The 25,523-nt window shown below is 44.2% G+C and carries 20 protein-coding genes and 1 riboswitch; of the genes, 11 read left to right on the top strand and 9 right to left on the bottom strand.

Translation table 11 applies throughout. From position 1 onward, the window contains the following. The first annotated feature begins 215 nt into the window (after positions 1 to 215). Positions 216 to 536 carry a hypothetical protein gene (locus ACVC7Q_RS06680; RefSeq protein ID WP_024056290.1) on the top strand — a complete coding sequence of 107 codons (321 nt, stop codon included), beginning with the start codon at positions 216 to 218 and terminating at the stop codon, positions 534 to 536. A 192-nt stretch (positions 537 to 728) separates the two neighbouring features. Here ACVC7Q_RS06680 and ACVC7Q_RS06675 read toward each other — a convergent pair whose 3' ends face one another. Continuing rightward, positions 729 to 1,577 (bottom strand): mechanosensitive ion channel family protein, encoded by an 849-nt coding sequence (locus ACVC7Q_RS06675; protein ID WP_447265291.1) that lies wholly within the window; start codon positions 1,575 to 1,577, stop codon positions 729 to 731. Between the two features lie 137 nt (positions 1,578 to 1,714). Between ACVC7Q_RS06675 and sstT the strand changes: the two genes are divergently transcribed. After that, positions 1,715 to 2,932 (top strand): serine/threonine transporter SstT, encoded by a 1,218-nt coding sequence (gene sstT / locus ACVC7Q_RS06670; RefSeq protein WP_447265290.1) that lies wholly within the window; start codon positions 1,715 to 1,717, stop codon positions 2,930 to 2,932. A 53-nt stretch (positions 2,933 to 2,985) separates the two neighbouring features. Here sstT and ACVC7Q_RS06665 read toward each other — a convergent pair whose 3' ends face one another. The 5 genes from ACVC7Q_RS06665 to ACVC7Q_RS06645 form a co-directional block, all read right to left on the bottom strand. Beyond that, the gene (locus tag ACVC7Q_RS06665) at positions 2,986 to 4,317 is read right to left on the bottom strand and encodes an alanine/glycine:cation symporter family protein (RefSeq protein WP_447265289.1); all 1,332 of its coding nucleotides are present in this window, start codon (positions 4,315 to 4,317) and stop codon (positions 2,986 to 2,988) included. A gap of 101 nt (positions 4,318 to 4,418) precedes the next feature. Beyond that, a riboswitch (glycine riboswitch) is annotated at positions 4,419 to 4,513 on the bottom strand. Positions 4,514 to 4,642: 129 nt separating this feature from the next. Continuing rightward, complete coding sequence (locus ACVC7Q_RS06660) at positions 4,643 to 6,061, bottom strand: C69 family dipeptidase (RefSeq protein ID WP_447265288.1); 1,419 nt, start codon at positions 6,059 to 6,061, stop codon at positions 4,643 to 4,645. 597 nt (positions 6,062 to 6,658) lie between these two features. Beyond that, the gene (locus ACVC7Q_RS06655) at positions 6,659 to 8,998 is read right to left on the bottom strand and encodes an endonuclease MutS2 (RefSeq protein WP_447265287.1); all 2,340 of its coding nucleotides are present in this window, start codon (positions 8,996 to 8,998) and stop codon (positions 6,659 to 6,661) included. A gap of 73 nt (positions 8,999 to 9,071) precedes the next feature. After that, positions 9,072 to 9,626 (bottom strand): CvpA family protein, encoded by a 555-nt coding sequence (locus ACVC7Q_RS06650; protein WP_447265286.1) that lies wholly within the window; start codon positions 9,624 to 9,626, stop codon positions 9,072 to 9,074. 10 nt (positions 9,627 to 9,636) lie between these two features. Beyond that, entirely contained in the window at positions 9,637 to 9,927 is a 291-nt protein-coding gene (locus ACVC7Q_RS06645; protein ID WP_003005477.1) for a hypothetical protein, read from the bottom strand. Positions 9,928 to 10,063: 136 nt separating this feature from the next. On the opposite strand from ACVC7Q_RS06645, the gene rnhC reads away from it, so the two are divergent. From rnhC to recD2, 3 genes are all read left to right on the top strand, one after another. After that, a complete protein-coding gene (gene rnhC, locus ACVC7Q_RS06640; RefSeq protein ID WP_447265285.1) occupies positions 10,064 to 10,960 on the top strand; it encodes a ribonuclease HIII in 897 nt (298 codons plus the stop codon). Between the two features lie 3 nt (positions 10,961 to 10,963). Continuing rightward, on the top strand, positions 10,964 to 11,614 hold the full coding sequence (gene lepB, locus ACVC7Q_RS06635; RefSeq protein WP_447265284.1) for a signal peptidase I: 651 nt from the start codon (positions 10,964 to 10,966) through the stop codon (positions 11,612 to 11,614). A 67-nt stretch (positions 11,615 to 11,681) separates the two neighbouring features. Beyond that, entirely contained in the window at positions 11,682 to 14,114 is a 2,433-nt protein-coding gene (gene recD2, locus ACVC7Q_RS06630; RefSeq protein WP_447265283.1) for an SF1B family DNA helicase RecD2, read from the top strand. An 8-nt stretch (positions 14,115 to 14,122) separates the two neighbouring features. On the opposite strand, the gene dinB is transcribed toward recD2, so the two are convergent. Next, a complete protein-coding gene (dinB, locus tag ACVC7Q_RS06625; RefSeq protein WP_447265282.1) occupies positions 14,123 to 15,229 on the bottom strand; it encodes a DNA polymerase IV in 1,107 nt (368 codons plus the stop codon). A gap of 260 nt (positions 15,230 to 15,489) precedes the next feature. Between dinB and pflB the strand changes: the two genes are divergently transcribed. From pflB to ACVC7Q_RS06595, 6 genes are all read left to right on the top strand, one after another. Beyond that, positions 15,490 to 17,805 (top strand): formate C-acetyltransferase, encoded by a 2,316-nt coding sequence (gene pflB, locus ACVC7Q_RS06620; protein ID WP_447265281.1) that lies wholly within the window; start codon positions 15,490 to 15,492, stop codon positions 17,803 to 17,805. 416 nt (positions 17,806 to 18,221) lie between these two features. Beyond that, entirely contained in the window at positions 18,222 to 18,980 is a 759-nt protein-coding gene (locus ACVC7Q_RS06615) for a threonine/serine exporter family protein (RefSeq protein WP_023919150.1), read from the top strand. Positions 18,981 to 18,984: 4 nt separating this feature from the next. Beyond that, positions 18,985 to 19,452, top strand: coding sequence for a threonine/serine exporter family protein (locus ACVC7Q_RS06610; protein WP_447265280.1), 468 nt, complete (start codon positions 18,985 to 18,987; stop codon positions 19,450 to 19,452). A 327-nt stretch (positions 19,453 to 19,779) separates the two neighbouring features. Next, positions 19,780 to 20,016: a hypothetical protein gene (locus tag ACVC7Q_RS06605; protein ID WP_447265279.1), complete on the top strand. Its 237-nt coding sequence runs from the start codon at positions 19,780 to 19,782 to the stop codon at positions 20,014 to 20,016. Between the two features lie 180 nt (positions 20,017 to 20,196). Beyond that, the gene (locus ACVC7Q_RS06600; protein WP_447265278.1) at positions 20,197 to 21,369 is read left to right on the top strand and encodes a hydroxymethylglutaryl-CoA synthase; all 1,173 of its coding nucleotides are present in this window, start codon (positions 20,197 to 20,199) and stop codon (positions 21,367 to 21,369) included. Continuing rightward, entirely contained in the window at positions 21,369 to 22,631 is a 1,263-nt protein-coding gene (locus tag ACVC7Q_RS06595; protein ID WP_447265277.1) for a hydroxymethylglutaryl-CoA reductase, degradative, read from the top strand. The genes ACVC7Q_RS06600 and ACVC7Q_RS06595 overlap by 1 nt, the downstream gene beginning before the upstream one ends. Positions 22,632 to 22,965: 334 nt before the next feature. Here ACVC7Q_RS06595 and ACVC7Q_RS06590 read toward each other — a convergent pair whose 3' ends face one another. Both ACVC7Q_RS06590 and ACVC7Q_RS06585 read right to left on the bottom strand, forming a co-directional pair. After that, positions 22,966 to 23,793 carry a PrsW family glutamic-type intramembrane protease gene (locus ACVC7Q_RS06590; protein WP_447265276.1) on the bottom strand — a complete coding sequence of 276 codons (828 nt, stop codon included), beginning with the start codon at positions 23,791 to 23,793 and terminating at the stop codon, positions 22,966 to 22,968. Beyond that, on the bottom strand, positions 23,786 to 25,447 hold the full coding sequence (locus ACVC7Q_RS06585; protein WP_447265275.1) for a C69 family dipeptidase: 1,662 nt from the start codon (positions 25,445 to 25,447) through the stop codon (positions 23,786 to 23,788). The genes ACVC7Q_RS06590 and ACVC7Q_RS06585 overlap by 8 nt, the downstream gene beginning before the upstream one ends. Positions 25,448 to 25,523: the final 76 nt, after the last annotated feature.

The raw sequence follows: 25,523 nt of genomic DNA, 5'->3' as shown, positions 1-25,523 counted from the left end.
AGGAGTTTTTTGTAGTTACTGATCTCTTTAAGGACAATTGATCCCAAGGGAGGAAAGTCATTTTTAAAGAAAGGAATCTTAACCATCATTAGTGATGAGAGATTTGAGCCATCTCTTTTTCTGTATCTTTTTCTAAAAAAATTTTATTTTTTTTACTTTACCCCCTTGCATTTTTAATAAATTAGTATTACACTATAGCAAAAGGAGGTGCGCTTATGTTTCATTTTGCTCAAGACAAGTCAACTACCATTGAATTCCTTAAGTCTGAATTGATGCAACTGCTTTCTGATATGCGTCAGGAGATTGCAGCAAGCCGTCAAGCACAGACTTGTACTGCTTGCCAGCACATCCAACACTGCATTAATAAGATCCAAAGGGCAAAAAGTTCCGTAGCCATAGCCCTTCCGATCGAATCATTGGATCTCGAAATCACCGCCCTATTGCGCAAGCAATTATTGATCTTACCACCTGAGGCTCGAAAGATTTGGGATCAGATTAAATATTTGGATGACAAATACTGCCACTTAAGATCGTAACATCGATTAATAAAGAGGCTGGGACAAAAGTCCTAGCCTCTTTATTGTCTTTGGATTGTCTAGCAAGACGCAGTGGTTGAGTGGGCTTTACTACGCTGATTTCATCAGCTTTTACAGCCCTACTCAACTGTGCGGAGGTGGGACGACGAAATCGAATTCTAACGAATTACCGATTTCTGTCCCACTCTCTTTTTACATGATTCTGTTATTTCCTGTTGGAAGGTTGATTCCTGCTTCCATCAAGGCATCATGATAGAGTTTATAGTAGGTATGATAGACAGTCGTCTGGGTTCCATTTTGAGCGGTCATAGCAATACGGAAGGAATAGCGACCATTTTTTTCGATCTGTGGGCCTAAAATAGTAGGACCTGTCAACACTTCTGGGTGTTTGTCTTGTTGAGACTGGTTGACCTGAGCGATGACCTGGTAGATCTTGTCAAGATCGGTATTCGCATCTATCGGAATATCCACCAGCACGCGCATATCTCCACGCGAGAGGTTGCTGACGACAGTGATATTGCGGTTTGGGACAAAGTGGAGACTCCCGTCAAAATCACGTACTTGAGTTGTCCGAATTCCCACACTGCTAACGATGCCGGCAATATTAATAGAACCATTGGTAAGTCGGACATTGTCCCCCACATCCAGCTGGCGTTCTAAAAGGATAAAGAAACCATTGACCAAATCGGAAAGGAAGCCCTGGGCTCCCATCCCGATCGCCACCCCAGCAATCCCAGCACCAGCCAATAGACTAGAGACTGGAAGACCCAGGATCGACAAGATCCAGTAAATCAAGATAAAATACAAGCAGTAGTTCAAGAGACTCTCTACTAAACGGAGAATGGTTTTTTTACGGGCTTCATCCTGCACCGTATACTTAAAAGAAGGGGTTAATATCCGCTTGACCAGGCTATGGATGACCTTTTTAGCGATAAAAAATAAGAGAAAGACAAAAATCAGGGAGATGCTTTTTGAAATTAGGTCATCAAAAATCTTTGTCCAGTCTATTTTACTGAAATAACGTTGGAAAGCTTGACTCATTTATTCGGGCCTTTCTAACAAAGAATAGTATGATTATATCAAATATTCGGAAATAAGGCTAATTTTTAAAAATTTCATTGCTTTTACCCCCTAACTATCGTATAATATTCCTTAATTATTTTTTAAGGAGGCCTTACATGATTCATCGACTGATTACCACTTGGAATAAAACCAACCTTATGAAACGGATCGCAATCGGGATTGTACTTGGAGTCATCCTAGCACTTATCTTCCCGAAAGCAACTGGTATTGGACTCCTAGGAGAGTTCTTTGTTGGGGGGTTCCGTGCCATCGCACCCCTTCTGGTCTTTGCGCTCGTCGCAAATGCCCTCTCCCAACACCAAAAAGGGACAGAGACCAATATGAAAAAGGTCATCGTCCTCTATCTCCTAGGAACCTTTGCAGCTGCCTTCGTCGCTGTTTTGGTCAATTACATCTTCCCCATCACCATTACCCTGACTGGGAAGGCCGCTGAAGGATCCTCTCCAAACGGGATTGGCGAAGTGATTAGTAACCTCTTGCTCAAGATCGTCGACAACCCGGTCAACGCCTTGCAGCAAGCCAACTACATTGGGATCCTTTCTTGGGCCACTGTCTTTGGGATCGCCATGAGAGAGGCGAGCGAACATAGTAAAGACCTCCTGCAAACCCTAGCAGATATCACTTCAAAAATTGTCGAGTGGATTATCAACCTAGCTCCATTTGGGATCTTAGGCTTAGTCTTCACGACCATCGCTGGCCAAGGACTCAGTGCCCTTAGTAACTACGGGATTCTCTTGGTAGTATTGGTGGGAACGATGGCTTTTGTCGCTCTGGTCATCAATCCATTGATCGTCTTTTTCATGATCCGCAAGAATCCCTATCCCCTTGTTTTTAAATGCCTCCGTGTCAGTGGGGTAACAGCCTTCTTCACCAGAAGTTCTGCAGCCAACATCCCTGTCAACATGCATCTCTGTGAAGAATTGGGGCTGAATCCAGATACCTATTCTGTCTCTATTCCGCTTGGTTCAACCATTAACATGGCAGGCGCAGCCGTGACGATCAATATTTTGACGCTAGCTGCTGCCAATACCTTACACATTCAGGTTGACTTTGGAACGGCGCTCATTCTGAGTGTCGTAGCGGCTATCTCTGCTTGTGGAGCATCTGGAGTTGCGGGAGGATCTCTCCTTCTCATCCCTGTTGCTTGTAGCCTCTTTGGCATCACCAATGATTTGGCCATGCAAGTCGTCAGTGTCGGCTTTATCATCGGGGTCATTCAAGACTCTTGTGAAACAGCCCTCAACTCTTCGACAGATGTACTCTTCACTGCCATCGCCGAAATGAGCAGCTGGCCAAAAGAAAAACGCTATTAAAAGATCCTATCTCAAATAGACAAGAAAACCCTGACCTCGCGATCTGGGTTTTCTTATTTCTTAAAGTAGCATTTACTTTCTTTGATAATGACTGGGGAGAGGGCCAAGAGCGCAATCAAGTTGGGTAGAGCCATAAGCCCATTAACGATATCCGCAATGACCCAGACCAGATCCAGCTTAAGGAAGCCTCCCAGTCCAACCATAAAGACAAAGAAGGTCCGATAGAGGTTGATATGTTTGACACCAAATAGGAATTCGAAACACCGTTCTCCGTAGTAAGACCATCCAAGAATGGTCGTTGTCGCAAACAGCACCAAGCACAGCGTTAAAATAATGTCTCCAACAGGACCAAAAACACCTGTAAACGTATCCTGAGTCAAGGTGCTAGAGCTACCCTTGGCCGTCCACTCACCTGACACCAGAAGGGACAACCCCGTCAAACTACAGATGATAATGGTATCAATAAAGGTTCCTGTCATCGAGATCAAGCCCTGCTCGACAGGTTCATTGGTCTTCGCCGCCGCTGCTGCAATGGGGGCCGATCCAAGGCCCGATTCATTGGAGAAAACCCCACGCGCCACCCCTTTTTGGATGGCCATTTTGACCGTTGCTCCTGCGAAACCTCCCATGGCTGCAGTCCCTGTGAAGGCACCCGAAAAGACCGATTTTAAGGCTGGAAGCAATTGGTCCAGATGCAAGGCAATGATCGTGACAGTCGCTAAGATATAGGCAGCAGCCATAAAAGGAACCACTTTTTCAGAGACTTTCGAAATCCAGTGAATCCCACCAAAGATGATGGTCGAAACCACCAGAGCAATCACTACGCTAGCCACTTCTGGAGCCGTACCAAAACTCGCTTGAAGAGATCCCGTAATGGAATTGACCTGGGTCATGGTTCCGATCCCAAAGAGGGCCACCAGAACACCTGCAACTGCAAAGAAAATAGCTAGTGGTCGCCACTTCTCCCCCATCCCGTGAAGAATGTAGTACATCGGACCACCCGAAATATGGCCATTGTCATCCTTGGTCCGATAACGAATGGCTAAGAGCCCTTCTGCATACTTGGTCGCCATTCCAAAGAAGGCCGCCATCCACATCCAAAAGAGGGCCCCTGGGCCAGCTGTCTGAATCGCTGTCGCTACCCCTACGATATTCCCTGTCCCTACAGTTGCCGCTAGGGCCGTTGCAAGGGCTCCAAAGCTTGAGATATCCCCATGCCCCTCATCTTCTGTAAAGATCAGGCGGAAGGCTTTTGGAAGATAGCGTATCTGAAGCAAGCCCAAACGAAGGGTCAGGTAGATCCCTGTCCCTACCAAGAGCACCAAAAGTGGGGCGCCCCATACTAAATTATCGAGTTGCTGAAAAAATTGCAATACATGATCCATTCTCTGTCTCCTTTTTATCGACCGCTCGACAGAAATGAGAAAAAGAAAGAGTACATGTCAAACATGTACTCTGGTCCTGCTTAAAATAGGGGACTTCCCCTATTTTTCGCTCTGTCCTTTTACCTGAGAGTTTGAGTAGATGCATCCTCTACCTTGCCCCTTCGGTGCCATTTCTGGTCTCTCCAGAGTTCCGTCCATTCACAGTCACTTACGCTCCTGCAAACTTCATTCGGTCGTATGTAATTTTCTCTATTTTAATCGATTTTCAAAAATCTGTCAATCATTTCCGAAAAAATATTGTAAATCATCTGAAAACGTACGGTTTTTAATCACTCAAAGAGAAGTGATTGGTCATGAGGTTGCTAGCATCGAGCAAAATCTTGTCCAAGAGTTGATCCGTCGCTTCTTGAATCTGATCACTCATGGCTTGGTTTTCCGCCTCAAAATCGACGGTTTCACCTGCTGCAAGGGCACGATCGACTTTATTGATGCGTGCATGTCCCCAAGCCATTGTCGATTCTTGGTAATCATCTAGATCGCCAACATGGTGGGAATAGTGAGGATCTGCTAGTCCTGCAATAATCCGGTTAGCCCAGTAGAAGGAATCCGTTGTCACCTTAGCCGTAGTATTGGCAAAGTAATCTGGCGTTGTATTCACTTGGGTAAAGAAAGGAACGGCTGTATTGTAAGGCATCGAACCATAAGAAATCCATTGGATGCCTGTCGTTTCTTGCGGTTTGTTGGGACGCAATTGCAGAATCGCTGTTTGGCTGGTCCGGTTGATCCCGATCGTTCGGAAAGTCCGCTGACTCACGTGGTCTCCTTCCGGTCCATAAGGATCGTAGACGGTATCTTGGTAGTGGTTGCTCAAGACATATTTTACATCCTCAATTGTCACCTTACGATAAGGTTTTTGACACCAAGGAATCTCAAAACTCCGTGGATCCTGCTCGATTTCAGGATTGAGGAAAGCTTGGATGGCCCAAGCCCGCGGTGTGTTGTAGTGGCGATCCTTGTCTTTTTGACTACCAAAGGCATAACGCGGATTAAAGCCTTTTCCTTTTTGGTCTAGAATCAAATGATGCTCTGAGACAAAATTTTCAAGATCCGGGTCACAAAGGAATTCATCTGGATTTCCAAATTCAAAATAATCACTGCCCAGTTGGTTGGGGTTGGTCACATAGGCATCATCCGGGACACGGCGCGCCATCCAGTGGTGACCTCCGATGGTTTCCAACCACCAGATTTCATTCACATCTGAAATGGCAATCCCGTTGGATTCGTAGGTTCCATACTCCTCCAAGAGCTTTCCAAGACGCAAGACCCCTTCACGAGCTGTCTTGACATAAGGCAAGACCAAGGTCAGCATGTCTTCCTCACCGATGCCACTCTCTACAAGAGGATCTGCCCCTAGCACACGGCTATTGGTCGTAATGGTCTCTGTCTCACTCATGGCGACATTATAGACATTGATCCCAGCTTCTCCCCAGATCCCGTCTTTAGGAATCGCATCTGGAACCGCTGTATAGCGAACTGGATTATCTGGTAAGTCGATTTCAAAAGTTGATAAAACAGACTTGTAATGACGCGGTTGATCTTCTGGTTTGACCACGATCAATTTCTTGGGCGTAAAAACGCCATTTTGAGAATCCTCTGTTCGTGCTACAATGGTCGAACCATCATAGCTAGCATTTTTTCCGACTAGAATCGTTGTACACGAATCTGCACTTTCACGTTTACGCATGCGTATCCTCCCAAATCATTCATTGCCTCTATTATAGCACTTTTAAAAGGGAGGACCTACTGAAAATCCAATTTGAAAACGGATCGTTTTCAATTTCTTTTAATCCGGTTCATTATGTAGAATTTAAAAAAACCTAGCTGATAAACAGCTAGATTCAGATTGAAGAAAAAGTTATCTTAGAAACTTTCCTTAGGTGAGCACGGACGTCAGCGAACTTCGAAGAAGTTCCATGACTAATTATTGAGCCTAAGGTCTCAATAATTCCGAGTGAGACTGGGACAAAAGTCCTAGCCTCTTAATTGTTTTTGGATTGTCGAGCAAGACGCAGTGGTTGAGTGGGCTCTACTACGCTGATTTCATCAGCTTTTACAGCCCTACTCAACTGTGCGGAGGTGGGACGACGAAATCGAATTCTAACGAATTACCGATTTCTGTCCCACTCTCACTTTTCTCACGGCGGAAAGTTTCGGTATTTTCTTTATTCATTTTAAAAATGGGACAGATTTATATTTTTTTGCAGAATTTCTTAACTTATTTTTCTTTTTAAAAATTTAGTCTACGTTCTAAACCCTAGCTAATGAAAAGCTAGGGCTTAACTTAGCCTTTAAACGTGACAATGGTTGCGCCGCTTCCACCTGCATTTTGTGGGGCATATTCAAAACTCTTGACATGCTTGTTGCGGCGGAGGTATTTTGTCACCCCTTCACGGATGACCCCTGTCCCGATCCCGTGGATGATATCGACTTGGGCCATGTTGTTGAGCAGAGCCTGATCGATAAAACCATCTAGCTCTTGCATGGCCTCTTCATAGCGTTTCCCACGGAGGTCAAGACGTGCTCTCGGCCCGCTCGTGTTTGAGCGCTTGACGACATTCACCTGGCGTTTCTTAGGTTGAGCCGCTTCTTTTTCAACCTTGATAAGGTTGAATTCTTTTTCTTCCAAGGTCATCTTGATCAAGCCGACTTGCGCCTCCCAGCGCCCATCTTTGAGTTGATTGACTAGGGTTCCACGTTGGCCATAGCTGATAACCAGGATCTCATCTCCTACCTTAGGAGCACGCGCCTTCTTGGCTTTTTTCAAGACCTTATTTTTAGAAAGATCGACGGTCTCAGGAGCTAGTTTTTTCAACTGAGCCTTGGCCTCAATGATCTCATGTGGTTTCAACTGAGATTTGGCGTGAAGACCTTGAAGGATGCGGTCACTCTCTGAAAGTGCCATGTCCACAATTTCCTTGGCTTCTTCTCTTGCCTTATTGAGCTCTATTTCTCTCTCTCTGGTCAGTTCGTTATAGAGCTTTCGAAGAGCGCGATTGAATTTGAGATTTTCTTGCTCCACTTCTTGAATGGTATCCAAGCGCTTGCGACTCTCCAAGGTCTGGGCCTCCAATTTTTCAATAATCTGATTGACATCATTATCGGTATTGGTCATGCTCATGGCATCCTGGATAATGGTCTCAGACAAGCCCAAACGGCGGGCGATCTCAAAGGCATTCGAGCGACCAGGAACTCCTTGCATAAAACGATAGGTCGGACGCAGACTCGCTGTATCAAACTCCATACTAGCATTTTGCACCCCAGCGGTCTCAATTCCATAAGCCTTGAGCTCTGGATAGTGGGTTGTAGCCATAGTCTTAATCCCGCGCAACCGTAGGTCTTCTAAGATGGCAATGGCAAGACCGGCCCCCTCTTGGGGATCTGTCCCAGCTCCCAACTCATCCAGAAGGATCAAGGAAGCAGTATCCACTTGATTTAAAATAGACACAATATTGGTCATATGACTGGAGAAGGTCGACAAGCTCTGCTCGATGGATTGTTCATCGCCAATATCAGCAAAGATTTGTGAGAAGATGCCCACACGACTACCTGGATCCGCTAGGATGGGAAGACCAGACTGGGCCATAATTTGCGCTAGTCCCAGCGTTTTTAGCATGATGGTTTTCCCCCCTGTATTGGGACCGGTAATCACGATTTCAGTCAAGTCCTCGGTAAAATGTAGGTCATTCGCGACGGCATTTTCAATCAAGGGATGACGTAGTTGCAAGAGCTGAATAGAGCGATTACTGCTAACCTCTGGTACCACTGCCTTGAAATCACGCATAAACCGATACTTGGCCTTGATCAAGTCCAAGTGACCGATAATCCAGGCGTTGTTAGCAATCTCTGCCGCATGGGGGCGTAGGCTGTCAGACAATTCTTCCAGAATCTGAATGATTTCATACCGTTCATCTGCCCGGTGGTTAGCGATTTCTTCATTGAGATTGACCACTGCACGAGGTTCAATATAAACGGTATTCCCACTGGCTGAGATATCGTGGACCACCCCTGCAATCCGGTTGCGATAGGTGTTTTTTACCGGTAGAACATTGCGTCCATTCCGGCTAGCAATCACAGCATCCGCTAACATATCGGCCTTACTTTTCAACAGGTCTTGCAGAATCTCTCTGACCTGGTGTTCATTCTCTTGGATGCGGCGACGGATTTTAGCCAATTTTTCACTGGCAAAAGACTCGACAAAGCCTCCTTCGTTGATGGCTTGAAGCCCACCTTGTAGGCGGGGCAGATCCACCAAGTTGTCAAAGAGGCGATGGAGCCTTTCCAGACGAACATTTTCCAAGTTGTCGTAGAAATCCTTGAGCTCATGTGTCACCCGAAGGACTGCTTTTAGCGCTAATAATTCATCGATATTAAGGGCCGCTTCCATCTCCAAACGCTTGGCCACTGGACGGACATCTTGAATGGTCGACACGGCAAAGCGAGGCTCTTCCAAGAGGATCTGCTCCATATCTTCTAACTCTATAAAGGCCGTTTCGATGGTTTCTTTTTTATCAGTTGGAGTAAGGACTGCTAGCTCCATCTCCCCTTGTTCTGTCTGTAGATAGGGTTCAAAGAGTTGCTTGACCTTGTCAAACTCCAGAATATCTAAGATTTTTTTGTTCATGTTTCTCCTACAAAAAAAGTGAGCGTCCTTCCTTGAATCGGACTTGTCTCACTCCTTTCTTCATTTTTGCTCCTTAAGCTCCGATAATCGCAGTCACCCACAAGTTGTGGAACAGACTGGAACTGATCGGGGTATGAAGGATGATAAAGCGGATCAATCCACTTGCATTTAGTCTATTTTGGATGGAAGCCATGGGAACTGTTGAGAGAATAGTCAAGCCCATCTGGATCACCAAGAGGGTTATCACGACGGCGATCACACCTGCTCCAATTTGATACTTGCGATCCTCCAATTTTTCTGGCTGGGGAACCAAGTGCATAAAGATTCCAATCACGCGGCCGATCAAATAAACCAGCGCAAAAATCAACACATAAGCTAACCCTGCATAAAAGATGTCATCTAATTGAAACAGGTAGCGATTGGCATAAAAATAATTTACCGATTGCTGGGTGGGACTCGAAAAAGGAACCCATAGAGACAAAATCTTAGCCAGTCCCTTGTAGCTACCACCTGCAATCAAGAGGGCCACCAAGGTCACTAGAAAGTAATAGGACTGGAGGATGATGCCTCTTGCATAGCCAATATAAAAGCTCCATGCCAAAATCAATAAGATTAAGAAAGTTAACATGTATCTCCTCTTATTTAGATGATTTATCCTTTAAGTCGTCTAAAGCTTTGCGACGAAAATCATCTAATTCTTTTTCTTTGTCGTCAAACTCAATCTCGCGATTCAGCTGCATGGACAAACTATTTACTGCCAATAAAATAGCGATGGTTTCATCATCGGCCTCTGGCATTTGTTCCTTAATTGCTTGGTATTTTTCTTTCGCAACACGTTCGACTTCTTCCATAAACAAATTATCATGGTTGGTTGTTAAAGTGAGCGCTTTGTTTCCAAATGTAAATTTATATCTATTTAAGCTCGCCATAAAAATCACCTCACGGTATTATACCAAAAAAGGCTAGCTTTGTCAGTAGCAAAGCCCCTCTTCCCAGGGATTTTCCAGTGGATTCTTTCTTTCTTTTTGCTCCCTCTCTCCCTGAATTTGTGGTACAATAGTGGTTATGGAAAGTATGACACTCACTCCAACACAGGAGCAAATCCTTGATTTTATCCATACCTATCGCAGTTCTCTCACTCAAAGCAAGAACCCTCATATGGATTATTTCTTTCGACTAGAGGGAGCGACCGTTTCGATCTACAAGTCTGGAAAGGTCCTGCTCCAGGGCAATGACCTCACTCCTTACCTGACCTTTTTCGGGCAAGATGCTGGGAACCTTAAGCGTTCTACTTCATCTGCACGACAAGATCTAGCCATGATCGGAACCGATGAGGTCGGAAACGGCTCTTATTTTGGTGGACTCACCGTTGTCGCATCCTTTGTCACACCTGACCAGCACGACTGGCTCAAAAAGCTTGGTGTTGGGGATTCGAAGACCTTGGATGATCGAAAAATTCAGCAATTGGCACCTCTCCTTGAGGAAAATATCCAGCACCAAGCACTCTTATTGTCTCCAAAGAAGTACAATGAAGTGATCGCTTCTGGCTACAATGCTGTTTCGGTCAAAGTAGCCCTGCACAATCAGGCCATCTACCTTCTGTTAAATAAAGGAGTCCAAGCAGAGCGAATTGTGATTGATGCCTTTACAACTGCTAAAAATTACCAAAAATACGTAAAAGCTGAAAAAAATCAGGTCACGCAAGCCATTGAGTTGGAAGAAAAAGCCGAAAGCAAGTATCTAGCTGTGGCAGTTAGCTCCATCATCGCCCGCAATCTCTTCCTTCAAAATCTGGAAGATCTGGGCAAGGAACTGGGTTTTAATCTTCCTAGTGGAGCAGGAGCTAAATCAGACCAAGTGGCCGCTAAATTGCTCCAGACCTACGGGATGAAAGCTCTGGATTATTGTGCCAAACTCCATTTTAAAAACACAGAAAAAGCAAAGAAATTACTAGAAAGATAAGTCATGTCAAAAAGAAGTTCAAAACATACATCGAGCTCACCTGTGGTGAGATTCCTTAAAGAATGGGGCCTCTTCAGTATCATTGTTGGTCTCATCATCGCCTCTCGCATTTACCTCTGGGCTCCGGTCAAGGTAGATGGCCATTCGATGGATCCGACCCTGGCCGATAGCGAGTACCTCCTTGTGGTCAACCACCTCTCGATTGATCGTTTCGACATTGTTGTTGCCAGTGAAAAAGACGACGACGGCAAAACCAAGGACATCGTCAAGCGGGTCATCGGTCTTCCTGGAGATACCATCCAATATGATAACGATACCCTCTACATCAATGGGAAAAAGACCAATGAGCCTTATTTGAAAAACTATATCGCTCGTTTCAAAAAAGATAAATTGCAATCGACCTACACTGGAAAAGGCTTTGAAGAAAACGGAGAACTCTTCCGCCAATTGGCCAATACAGCTCAAGCCTTTACAGTGGACAAAGATGGCACTCCTAAATTTACTTTGAAGTTGCTTGACGATGAATATCTCTTACTTGGAGATGACCGGATCGTTTCAAAAGATAGCCGTCAGGTCGGAGCTTTCAAGAAAGAACAAATCAAAGGGCAAGCCGTCTTTAGACTATGGCCTATCTATCCTTTCAAAACTTATTAGTATAGATCAACAGACTGAGGCTGAGACAAGTATGTCCCAGCCTTGCTTTATAAAAAGGAAAGAAATGATGGAATATTATTTTTCTGGTACTATTGAGCGCATTATTTTTGAAAATCCCAGTAGTTTTTTTCGAATCCTCCTGCTCGACATTAGCGATACCGATGCCGAAGACTTTAATGATTTTGAGATTATTGTGACGGGCACCATGGCAGATATCATGGAAGGCGAAGACTACACCTTCTGGGGGGAGTTGGTCCATCATCCTAAATACGGAGAACAGCTCAAAATCAGTCGCTATGAACGGGCTAAACCCTCTAGCAAGGGCTTAGTGAAATATTTTTCCAGCGATCATTTCAAAGGAATTGGTCTCAAAACAGCCCAAAAAATCGTCGATCTCTATGGAGAAGACACCATTGATAAAATCTTAGAAGCCCCTGAAAAATTAGAAGAAATCACAGGCCTCTCCAAGAAAAACCGCCTGGCTTTTGTGGATAAACTCCGTCAGAATTACGGAACGGAGCGTATTCTCGCCCAACTAGCCAATTATGGCATTCCCAATAAACTAGCCTTTCAAATTCAGGATTTCTACAAGGAAGAAACGCTCCAGATCGTGGAGCAACAGCCCTACCAATTGGTGGAAGACATCCAAGGAATGGGCTTTAAAATTGCGGACCAACTGGCAGAAGAATTGGGCATCGCAAGTGACGCCCCCGAGCGTTTCCGCGCGGGTCTGATTCACAGTCTCTTCAGCTACTCTATCGAGACTGGAAATACCTATATTGAAGCCAAGGACCTCCTGCGCTATAGCATTGACCTTTTGGAATCAGCGCGTCCAGTAGAATTGGATCCCTCCACTGTCGCCCAAGAATTAGGCCACCTTATTGAGGAAGACAAGGTCCAAAACGTGGATACAAAGATCTTTGACAACAGCCTTTTCTTTGCGGAAGAAGGAATTCGTAATCATATTGGTCGATTGCTGGAGAAAGGAAAGCAGACTTCATTTGACCCTGAGAAAATCAACCAGGCAATTAAAGAGGTTGAAAAAGATCTGAGGATTCATTACGATGTTATTCAAAAAGAGGCGATTCACCAGGCGATTCAAAACAAGGTCTTTATCCTCACTGGGGGACCGGGAACAGGAAAAACCACCGTTATCAATGGGATGATCAGTGTCTATGCCCAACTCCACCAGCTGGATCTGCGTAAGAAAAAAGACCTGCCGATCCTGCTGGCTGCCCCAACGGGACGGGCAGCCCGGCGCATGAATGAGCTGACAGGACTTCCGAGTGCCACCATCCACCGCCATTTGGGAATGACAGGAGATGATGATACCAGCCACGTAGAGGACTATCTAGATGCAGATTTTATCATTGTGGACGAGTTTTCCATGGTCGATACCTGGCTGGCTAATCAATTAGTCAGCAACATCGCAACCGATACCAAACTCTTGATTGTGGGAGATGCTGACCAATTACCATCCGTCAGTCCTGGACAGGTCTTAGCGGATCTCTTGCAGATCCCAAGTATCCCTCAGACCAAACTCGAACATATTTTCCGTCAGAGTGAAGATTCGACCATTGTCTCACTTGCAGGAGACATTCGCCAGGGCAAGCTTCCTCAAGATTTCACAGAACGAAAAGCCGACCGCTCTTATTTCGAAGCCGGAAGCGAACACATCCCTAAGATGATCGAACAGATCACCTCAGCTGCCCTTCGCAGTCAGATCCCGGCTCGAGATATCCAAGTCTTAGCACCTATGTACAAGGGCCAGGCCGGCATTGACAACATCAATACACTCATGCAAGACCTTCTCAATCCAGCTGTCAAAGATCAGGTCGTCTTTGACACGCCAGACTGCCAATACCGCGATGGAGACAAGGTTATCCATCTGGTCAATGATGCAGAAAGCAATGTCTTTAATGGAGATATTGGCTACATTACCGATCTTCTCCCCGGAAAATATACAGAATCGAAGCAAGATGAATTGACTATCCAATTTGATGGCAATGAAATCGTCTACCCGCGCAATGAATGGTACAAGATTCGCTTAGCCTATGCGATGAGTATTCACAAATCGCAAGGAAGCGAATTTCCTGTGGTGATTTTACCCATTACTAATCAAAGCCACCGGATGTTGCAGCGTAATTTGATCTATACCGCCATCACGCGCGCAAAGAGCAAGCTGATTCTCTTAGGAGAATACAGCGCCTTTGATTTCGCTACTAAAAATACAGGTACAGCGCGCAAGACCTATTTGGTTGAACGCTTCAAGGACCTGGACGGAGGCGAAGCAACCACAGACTATTCTTCATCCCTTGCAACGGCTTCTGCTACAGTCGAATCTGTACGAAGCAAGGAAGAAACTGTTGAAACGAAAGCAGAGACGTCTAAGCCTACTGTCTATCGACTAACAGAAGACAATCTCCACGCCATCTCGCCTATGATTGGACTAACAGAAGAAGAGATTGCAGCCTTCTTTGATATCAAAAAAGACGACTAGTGAATAGACTAGTTGTCTTTTTCTTCCTCTACCAGAGACAGTTCAGTATGATCAACAAAGTTGGTCATGGTGACACCCAAGAGGCGGATTCCTGTATTTATCGATTCGATCTCTTGAAAAATGTGACGCGCTGAACGATTGATGCGCTCAGCATCTCGCGTTGGCTCCGTCAAGGTGATGCGCTTAGTCAAGGTGGTAAAGTCTCCATAGCGCACTTTTAAGACCAAGGTCTTTCCTTGCTTGCCATGTTTTTCCAGCGATTGAGCCACCTTACTGGACAGATTGGCAATTTCTTCTAAAATATCATCTTCTGCATAAAGGAGCTTGCGGTAGGTCCGCTCTTTTCCGATCGACTTGCGGATGCGATGACTTTTGACAGGGCTATTATGAATCCCTCGCGCCTTTCGAAAGAGATCATAGCCAAATCGCCCAAACCGATCAATCAAAGTCATCTCCGGGATGGCTAAAAGATCTGCGCCAGTATAGACCCCCATCTCATGCAGTCGCTCTACTGTCTTCTTTCCTACTCCATGGAATTTGGCAATGTCCATTTGTCTCAGGAAATCCTCAGCGTCCTCCGGTAAGACCACCGTTAGGCCACGGGGTTTTTGGAAGTCACTTGCCATCTTGGCCAAAAATTTATTATAAGAAACACCCGCTGAAGCTGTGAGATGCAACTCTTCCCAGATAGCATGCTGAATCAAGCGGGCGATTTTAACAGCTGATTTGCTCTGGATTTTATTTTCCGTCACATCTAGATAAGCTTCATCAATACTCATGGGCTCGATGAGATCTGTATAACGCTTGAAAATCTCACGGACCTGCTCACCTACTTCTCGGTATTTCTCATAATTTCCAGAGATAAAAATGGCTTGAGGACAAAGCTCTAGTGCTTCTTTAGAGCTCATAGCTGAATGAATGCCATATTTCCTTGCTTCATAGTTACAAGTCGAGACAACACCTCTCCCTCCTGACTGACGAGGGTCCTGGCCAATCACGACAGGCTTGCCCTTCAAACTAGGGTTGTCTCTTTCTTCGACGGCAGCAAAAAATGCATCCATATCAATATGAATAATCTTGCGACTGGTATCATTCACTAATGGAAATATCAGCATTTTTCACCCTCCTTTCTTTCTATTATAGGAAGAAAATTTCAGAATTGCAAAAATCGACTCTCCAGAAAACATGAAAATTGATGAAAAACTGTGTTTGTTTTCAAAAATATAGTACAGTATCGCAGAGAGGTTGAAACTGTATTACAAAAGAATCTGTTGTTTTTCGCAATTCGCCTTTGTGTAACCGATTTCTGTATGGTATACTACTATTGTAAGTGCAACAGATATAGTTGCTAGAAAGACAATAGAGGAAAATAAAAATGGTTGTTAAAACAGTCGTTGAAGCACAAGATATTTTTGACAAAGCCTGGGAAGGCTTCAAAGGTGAAGATTGGAAAGAAAAAGCAAGCGTTTCTCGCTTCGTTCAAGCTAACTACACACCATATGATGGAGATGAAAGCTTCCTAGCTGGTCCAACTGAACGTTCTCTTCATATCAAGAAAATTGTTGAAGAAACCAAAGCTCACTATGAAGAAACTCGTTTCCCATACGATACACGTCCAACTTCTATCGCTGATATCGCAGCTGGATATATCGATAAAGAAAACGAAGTGATCTTCGGTATCCAAAATGATGAATTGTTCAAATTGAACTTCATGCCTCGTGGTGGTATCCGTATGGCGGAAACTACTTTGAAAGAAAATGGCTATGAACCAGATCCAGCTGTTCATGAAATCTTCACTAAATATGTTACAACTGTAAACGATGGTATCTTCCGTGCTTACACTACAAACATTCGTCGTGCCCGCCACGCTCACACTGTAACTGGTCTTCCAGATGCATACTCTCGTGGACGTATCATTGGGGTTTACGCTCGTTTGGCTCTTTACGGTGCTGACTACTTGATGGCTGAAAAAGCAAGCGACTGGAACTCTATCACTGAAATCGATGAAGAATCAATCCGCCTTCGTGAAGAAGTAAACCTTCAATACCAAGCTTTGAAAGAAGTTGTTAAATTGGGTGACCTTTATGGTGTAGACGTTCGTCGTCCTGCCTTCGATACAAAAGAAGCAATCCAATGGACAAACATTGCCTTCATGGCTGTCTGCCGTGTCATCAACGGTGCTGCTACTTCTCTTGGACGTGTTCCAATCGTTTTGGATATCTACGCAGAACGTGACTTGGCTCGCGGTACTTACACTGAATCAGAAATCCAAGAATTCGTTGACGATTTCGTTATGAAATTGCGTACTGTTAAATTTGCTCGTACAAAAGCTTACGACCAATTGTACTCAGGTGACCCAACCTTCATCACAACTTCTATGGCTGGTATGGGTAACGACGGACGTCACCGTGTTACTAAGATGGACTACCGTTTCTTGAACACTTTGGACAACATCGGTAACTCTCCAGAACCAAACTTGACAGTTCTTTGGACTGACAAATTGCCATATAGCTTCCGTCGCTACTGTATGCACATGAGCCACAAACACTCTTCTATCCAATACGAAGGTGTTACAACAATGGCTAAAGACGGATACGGTGAAATGAGCTGTATCTCATGTTGTGTATCTCCACTTGACCCAGAAAACGAAGAACAACGCCACAACATCCAATACTTCGGTGCTCGTGTTAACGTGCTTAAAGCTCTTCTTACTGGTTTGAACGGTGGTTACGACGATGTTCATAAAGACTACAAAGTATTTGACATCGATCCTATCCGTGACGAAGTTCTTGAATTCGAATCTGTTAAAGCAAACTTCGAAAAATCTCTTGACTGGTTGACTGACACTTATGTAGATGCTTTGAACATCATCCACTATATGACTGATAAGTACAACTACGAAGCAGTTCAAATGGCCTTCTTGCCAACTCACCAACGCGCTAACATGGGATTCGGTATCTGTGGATTCGCTAACACTGTTGATACTTTGTCAGCTATTAAATACGCTACTGTTAAACCAATCCGTGACGAAGATGGCTACATCTACGATTACGAAACAATCGGTGAATACCCACGTTGGGGTGAAGATGACCCACGTTCTAACGAATTGGCAGAATGGTTGATCGAAGCTTACACTACTCGTCTTCGTAGCCACAAACTTTACAAGAACGCAGAAGCAACTGTTTCACTTCTTACCATCACTTCTAACGTTGCCTACTCTAAACAAACTGGTAACTCTCCAGTCCACAAAGGGGTATACCTCAACGAAGATGGTTCTGTGAACTTATCTAAATTGGAATTCTTCTCACCAGGTGCTAACCCATCTAACAAAGCGAAAGGTGGATGGTTGCAAAACTTGAACTCTCTTTCTAGCCTTGACTTTGGTTATGCAGCTGATGGTATCTCACTCACTACTCAAGTTTCACCACGTGCTCTTGGTAAGACTCGTGACGAACAAGTTGATAACTTGGTAACTATCCTTGATGGTTACTTCGAAAACGGTGGACAACACGTTAACTTGAACGTTATGGACTTGAACGATGTTTACGAAAAGATCATGTCAGGTGAAGACGTTATCGTTCGTATCTCTGGATACTGTGTAAACACTAAATACCTCACTCCAGAACAAAAAACTGAATTGACACAACGTGTCTTCCACGAAGTTCTTTCAATGGATGATGCATTGAGCTAAGATTCAAATAGATGAAAAAACCAGTCGGAAACGGCTGGTTTTTTCATCCTCATCGCAAGATTATTCTGAATTTTGAAAGAGTTTAAGAGCCCGCTATATAGAGTTTGACAGCGCTTTCTCCAAGTGTTATAGTAGAGCTGTGAATAAGGTAGAAGGGGTGATCCTATGTTTTTAACATTTATTTTCGCTATTATTTGGCTCTTTATCCTGATTGCACTGATCTTTTTAGCAACCCTTCTCGTCCAGGATATGACCGTGCAGCACCACCACCCGAGTTAACGAATGATAAGGCTAGACAATAGCTATTCTAAACGAATTCATAAGGACAAGAAACAAACTAGAATTGTCAGATTTTAGTTCTGTCTCTCGTCCTTTTTTGCTATAATAGAAACAGATTATTTAGTAAGAAGGAAATTATGGAAGAGTCAAAACAGATCAACCAAGTGATCGACGTCCTGATGTTAGCTGGAACCCTCCTGATAGAGAGCGGTTCTGAGATTCACCGGGTCGAAGATACCATGATCCGGATCGCCCATTCACAGGGAATCGTCGATTGCAATGTTTTAGCGATGCCAGTCGCTATTTTCTTTTCAATTGAGAATGCCAATGTCACGCGCATGAAACGGATCTTGCGGACCAATTACAATATCGAAAAAGTCTGTGATGTCAATCAGATCTCTCGTCAACTAGTCTCTGGAGAGATAGATCTCGAGCAAGCCTACCAGGCCCTGAGCGAGTTGAAAATGAAGCGTGTTCCTTATACCAATCTCCAGTTGACCATTGCGGCAACCCTCAGTGCGCCTTTCTTCTCCATCATGTTTGGAGGAAATTTCTACGATGCCATTGGAGCGGGTATTGCGACTGTCTTTGCCTTTGCTTTTTCTCTTGTCGTTGAGAAATACGTTCGCATTCCTTTTGCCACTGCCTTTGCGGCCGCCTTTGTCTTTGGTTTTTTGGCCCATATCTGGACGCGCTATAGTGGTTTTCCATCCAATACCGATCTCATTATCGCAGGCTGTGTCATGCCCTTCGTTCCTGGGATCGCTATGACCAATGCTGTCCGCGATCTCATGAATTACCACCTCAACTCTGGGATGAGTAAGCTCTTTGAGACTCTCCTCATTACTCTTGCCCTTGGTGCCGGTACAACCGTTGCCCTTGTCCTTATGAAATAAAATCATGAACCTAACTGAATTTTTAATCCAAGCGGTGGCCAGTTTGATTGCCATCATCACCTTTTTAATCGTCCTAAATGTGCAGCGCTCCATGCTGATTCCTGGAGGAATCTTAGGGATGGGCATCTGGCTACTATACTATATTCTAAAAGGTCCTACCAATGTTATCGTAGCAACCTTTATCGCCGCTATTGTGGGATCCTGCATTAGTCAGGTTTTAAGCATCGTTCTCAAGACGCCTGTCGTGGTCTTTATGCTGTCCATTCTTGCCCCTTTGGTTCCTGGATATATTTCCTATCGGACCACTTCCTTCTTTGTCAGTGGCCAATATCGACAGGCAGTAACCAGCGTGACACTGGTTGTTATCCTGGCCTTGGTCATCTCCATCGGGATGGCTAGCGGATCTGTCGTCTTGAAACTCTACCATTCCTACCAACGCTATCAAAAACGAAAAACGACCAATGCCAACTAGCATATGTCATGTTGGTGACAAAATCTTCTTAAAAACTTTCCTTAGGTCCAAAACTCCCGAGTGCTAGAAACAATAGTGTTTCTAGCACTTTTCTCACGGCAGAAAGTTTTTGTATTTTCTTGATTCATTTTAAAAATTGGAACTCATTTTTATTTTTTTTTGAAGAATCGCTTCACTTATCTAAAAATAGTTTTTCTCCATTCAAACTAATGCAAAATAATATTGGTTTTTTAATTTCTATAAAGTGTCATCGCTTGCATTTTTCCTTAAAAGGGATACAATGATAGTAAGAAAGCAAATCCTTTAAAGTATGCGAGGTGCTGTATGATGATAAACAAGTATATCAAGTATCTTCCTTATTTGATTCTAGGAGCCTTCTCCTCCTATCTATTAGCGACTGATTATGCCCGCAATTCATTTGACTTGTTCTATCTGACCTTGAACTTTATGATTGTGAACATCGCTATACTCGTCTTCTACGAAAAAGTTCTAAAAGATAAATGCAAAGAACTCTTCATACGGGTCATGAGCAACCCTAAAAAGATAGCTAAGCATAAGAGTTGAAAAGTCATCTGAGGATGGCTTTTTCTGATAGATTCTTTATTTTTTCTTTGAAACATTGCAAAATCGGTCCCAAGAATGATTTCCTTGCTGATCTAGTTTTTTCAAGGGAGTTTTACCCTTAAATATGGTAAAATAGTAACGAAATATACTAGTAGATATCAAATAAAAAAGAGGTTAAGAATGACAATTGGGATTGATAAGATTGGTTTTGCGACGAGCCCTTATGTCTTGCGTTTAGAAGATTTGGCGGCTGCTCGTGATACTGATCCCGAAAAACTGAGCAAGGGTCTTCTCTTAAAAGAACAAAGTGTTGCACCGATCACAGAAGACATCGTCACATTGGCTGCAACTGCGGCAGACGATATTTTGACAGATGAAGACAAAGAAGCGATCGATATGGTGATTCTTGCGACAGAATCTGGAATTGATCAGAGTAAGGCCGCTGCTGTTTTTGTCCATGGCTTACTAGACATCCAGCCCTTCGCTCGTTCTTTTGAGATGAAAGAAGCCTGCTATGCTGCAACTGCCGCCTTGGATTATGCTAAACTCCATGTTGAAAAATTCCCTCAGAGTAAGGTTTTGGTCATTGCCAGTGACATTGCTAAATACGGAATTGGAACTCCTGGAGAACCAACACAGGGAGCTGGAGCGGTTGCCATGCTAATCAGCCAAAATCCTCGTATTCTATCTTTTAACGATGATAATGTTGCCCAAACACGCGATGTGATGGATTTTTGGCGTCCAAATTATGCGACAACTCCCTTCGTGAATGGGATTTATTCAACGCAGCAATATCTAGATTCTCTGAAAACAACCTGGGCGGAATACCAGAAACGGACTGGCCTTGCCTTGACAGACTTTGCAGCTGTCTGCTTCCACTTGCCTTATCCTAAATTAGCTCTCAAGGGCTTGAAAAAAATCTTGGATAAGTCAGTATCAGAAGAAAAAAAAGATCAATTACAATACAACTTTGATCAATCGATTCTATACAGCCAACGCGTAGGAAATATCTACACTGGATCTCTTTTCTTAGGCTTGCTGTCACTACTGGAAAATCAACCCCAACTCAAAGCTGGAGATCGGATTGCCCTCTTTAGCTATGGTAGTGGAGCTGTTTCTGAGATCTTTAGTGCCAATCTCGTTCCTGGTTTTGAGCAACTCTTAGATCACAAACGCATGGAAAAACTAGACCAACGGACGGTTCTTAGTGTTGCTGACTACGAACGACTCTTTTATGAAGAAGTAGATCTAGACTCTAGTGGCAATCAAGTGTTTGAGCCTGCTACGCATCAAACTTATGCTTTGACAGAGATCAAAGAACACCAACGCACTTACCAGAAAGTAGAAAAATAATGGCACGATTACCAGGTTTTGCAAAACTTTCTCCCACAGAACGCATAGAGGCCTTACTGAGGGAAGGCCTCTTAACTTGGGATGAAGCACAGATCTTAAAAGAACAAAAGGGACTCCCCCTTTCTATTGCAGATCAACTGACGGAAAATGTCTTGTCGACCTTTGATCTGCCTTTTAGCCTCGCTCCTTATTTTCTGATCAACGGTCATGACTATGTCCTTCCTATGGTCACAGAAGAGCCTTCCGTCGTTGCTGCAGCCAGCTTTGCAGCCAAACTCATCCAACGTTCGGGCGGTTTCACCACCCAAGTGCACCAACGCCAAATGATCGGTGAGATTGCTCTGACAGATGTTAGGGATGTGGAAATGGCTAGTAAGCGCATCCTAGAAGACAAGGAAACTCTTCTTCAGCTAGCTAATGAAGCCTATCCCTCTATCGTCAAGCGTGGAGGTGGAGCGAGGGATCTTTGGGTCGAAAACAAGGGGAACTTTCTCATTGTCTACTTGGCTGTCGATCCTAAAGAAGCCATGGGGGCCAATATGCTCAACACGATGCTGGAAGCTCTGACCGATCGCATCCAAGAACTCTCTGGTGGTCAGGCCTTAATGGCGATTTTATCCAACTTGGCCACGCGCTCTTTGGTGAGTGCAAGGTGTGCCATTGATTTTAAAGCACTGAGTCGAAATCCTGAGGAAGCCATTGAGATTGCCCACCGGATGGAGCTAGCTAGCCAACTGGCTCAAGTGGATCCTTACCGTGCATCCACTCATAACAAGGGAATTTTTAACGGGATTGATGCCCTGGTCCTTGCGACAGGTAATGACTGGCGGGCCATCGAAGCAGGAGCCCATGCCTATGCCGCACAAAGCGGCTCATACAAAGGCTTGAGTCGCTGGACAAGCCAGCCAGAAGAGAAAAAACTCTATGGAGAGATCACCCTGCCAATGCCAGTTGCAACAAAAGGAGGCTCCATTGGCCTCAACCCTACGGTTCAAGTCAGCCACCGTTTACTAGGAGAACCTTCTGCTATCGAATTAGCCGGTATCATCGCGTCACTCGGTTTGGCGCAGAATTTCGCTGCCCTCAAAGCCCTTGTCACCACAGGGATCCAAGCAGGACATATGAAACTCCAAGCACGCTCCCTCGCTCTTCTAGCAGGAGCTAAGGAAGAGGAAGTTCCCCGTCTGGTCAGCCAACTCCTTGAAAACAAACCCTTTAATTTTGAAAAAGCACAAACACTCTTACAAGAATTGAGAAAATAAAAGAACCAAGACATGTTTTTCGTTTTCAGATTGAAGACAATGTCATTTTTGAAACTTTCCTTAGGTGAGTACGGACGTCATGGAACTTCTTCGAAGTTCCATGACTTAGTTTTGGACCCAAGGTTCCAAAACTCCCGAGCGCTAGAAACAATCCAATTTCTAGCACTTTTCTCACTGCGGAAAGTTTCAATGTATGTTTGAACGAGCCTACTGGTATTATCAGTTTTAATTATTCTTCATCACTTAGATTGTTTTATGTAAAAAACAGTTTGTTTACATTCTAAAAGAACTAAGACCGACGTCTTAGTTCTTTTGTGTTTTTAAAAAATGTTCCTTATTGTTTTAAGAATGGCAGATCGGGCTCTTTCTTGGTATAGAGCACCACTTCGATAAAAGTCCCTACTTGGACGGCAAAGAGCAGTCCGACGAGAAGATTAATCCGATGGTCTGTTTCATAAAACGGAGAATTCCATAAGAAGTGATTGGCTACTGTCGAGACAACACACCAGAGTCCAAAGAGTTTTTCCTTTTGCTGGGTCACTTGAGATAACAAGAGGAAGACACCAACGGATACAACAGCTGTATAGAGGGCGTGTGAAGCTAACCCACCAGAAATACGGTTAATAGCCTCAGTAACGGCGGCTAATTGGCTCGTTTTTGTTTGGCGGGCAACGTACCCTAAATCCTCAATGATTTGAAAACCAAAGCCAGAGCCCAAGCCAGCAATTAGAATCGATTTTAGATCTTTTTTGCCAACCATCAAAACTACCCAAAAGGCAACTAGAGCCTTAAAGAATTCCTCTGAGAATGGGGCTGTCAAGGCATCGGTCCACTTGTTAAAGACAGTGGCATCCTTGATCACATGGCTATTCATAATATCAATCAAGCTATTACCTGAAAAGCTCAACCAGCCTGCTACGAAGGCACCCCCAAACATAGCAATCCATAAGAGATAGGTTGGGACAGACAACTGCTTGGCCAATCGTTTTGAAAAGAGATAGAGTGGGATAACAATAGCAGCTAAAACAGACAAGTTCAAGACCAAGTCTCTGCCTGCAGACTGGCTAAATTCTTGTTGAGAAAGATGACCGAGTTCAAACTCCAAGCCAATTCCTGCAAATAGTAGAAAGAGATAGATCAAGGCTCTTTGAATTTTAGTCATCTTGTTTTCCTCCCTTTTGTTTCTTTGAGCGAATTAGGTAGATCACAATCGCTAGAAGGGTTGCTCCGAACAAGCCTGCTGCTAAAATGTAATCATAGTCAAAATCAACCAAATCAATTTTTTCTTCATAAGCAGCATCTTCTTCCTCATCTAAATCTTGCAGAGCACTTTTTCCGTGTTCATCTGCTACCTTTTGTTCTGCTTCTTTTCTAATTTCTTGCAAGCGTTCAAAGGTTTTCTCAGCTCTCGCTATTCCTTCCTCTGTTGCCTTCTTACTCGCTTCTTCAGGCTGAGAAGCAAGGGCAATTTGTTCCTGATCACTCAGATCTTGTTCAACCATCCACTGAGATTCCAATCGTTCCATTTCAGTACGAATCGCCCCATCTTCGAATAAATCAGGATACTTGGCTACAAGGTCATTGATTCTTGAAATGGTCCAATACCAGGAGCGGTCATTGTAATGATCCCCTAATTCTTGGTAGGCTTGATAGGTGTTGAGAATATTGCCATAGTACGGTAGGTAAGGAGCATTCCGCGGACTGCCCATCGACAGCCACATGGTACCTCCACCCGCACTTGCTGGGACCTCGTCTTTCAGTTGGAAAATATGCGCCTCCATGACATTTGGATTGGAGATAGGGTATTTATAAACGGCATCAAACTCTCCTTTTTTCGGGATGCCTTTTCCATCCAGCTCCATTTGATCCTGTGGTTTGTATTTGGTTCCTTCCAAACGATTGCGTTGGAGATTCATGGCATCTCGGAGAGTTAATTTCCGATCAGTTGTATGAAGAAGGTCAAAGGACGCATCGTCATATTTAACAGGAGAGTTTGGGTCTAGAGATTTAATCCCCGACCAAACCCGCGAGCGATCCGCTTCTTGCAAAGGCGGATTATAGGATTGAGAAACATGGAATTTTCCATCCACTTCCTTATAGCTATTTGCGTCCTTGGCGACTTTTTCAAGATCTTTTGAGGCAATCGTACGCTTTGTATCCGATAAATCAACATGGCCTAAGAAGAAAGTATTTGGAAAGACTGCAAAGCGGTCTTCTGGGAAGAGAATGGCCGCATATTGGTGACCGGATAGGATTTCCATATACCAGACGCCTTCTTTATCGGCAATGGTCACAATATTTCCTTCTGCAGCGCCTTTTTCTTCAACGATTTTAGCAATGAGTTCAACCCCTTCTCTTGCGGTTTTCACACTAGGGAGAACAATGCTGGTTAAGCCGGATTCTGCCAAACCATCCTTGACATAGGGATCCACTTTTTGGATCTTGTCATTTGCTGAAGCAGATACAGTCGCAGAAATGGAAACCCCATATTCATTGAATCCTGCTTCGTCAAAAATTCCCTGATCTGGGGTGACATCTGGGACTGCTGTATACTTATAGCTAATCTCTGGCAAGGGATATTGAAAACCGTTGGCGGCATCCTCAAAGATGGCACCTTTTTTATTGTAGACGCGCTCTCTGACCACAAAATTTTTATTATGGTTGGGCTCTAAATCTTCGGTACGCCCTACCAAGGTCGAGCCGTCGGCCGTCAGTTTCTTTCCGATGATGAACCCCGTACAGGCCTCAACAGGTTGAGCAATCAACAAAAGCGGAAGCAAGGCTGCTACAGCTGAGCGAAAATAGTGCTTCTTCATCCTAAACTCCTTTTTAAAAATGTTATTCCTTATTTAGTATACTCTTTTACGATCCTGTTTTGCAAGCGATTCCAGC

The sequence above is a fragment of the Streptococcus sp. W151 genome, from assembly GCF_053010205.1.
Note: the sequence above shows the minus strand (reverse complement) of the source record. Positions and strands in the feature narration are given on the sequence as shown.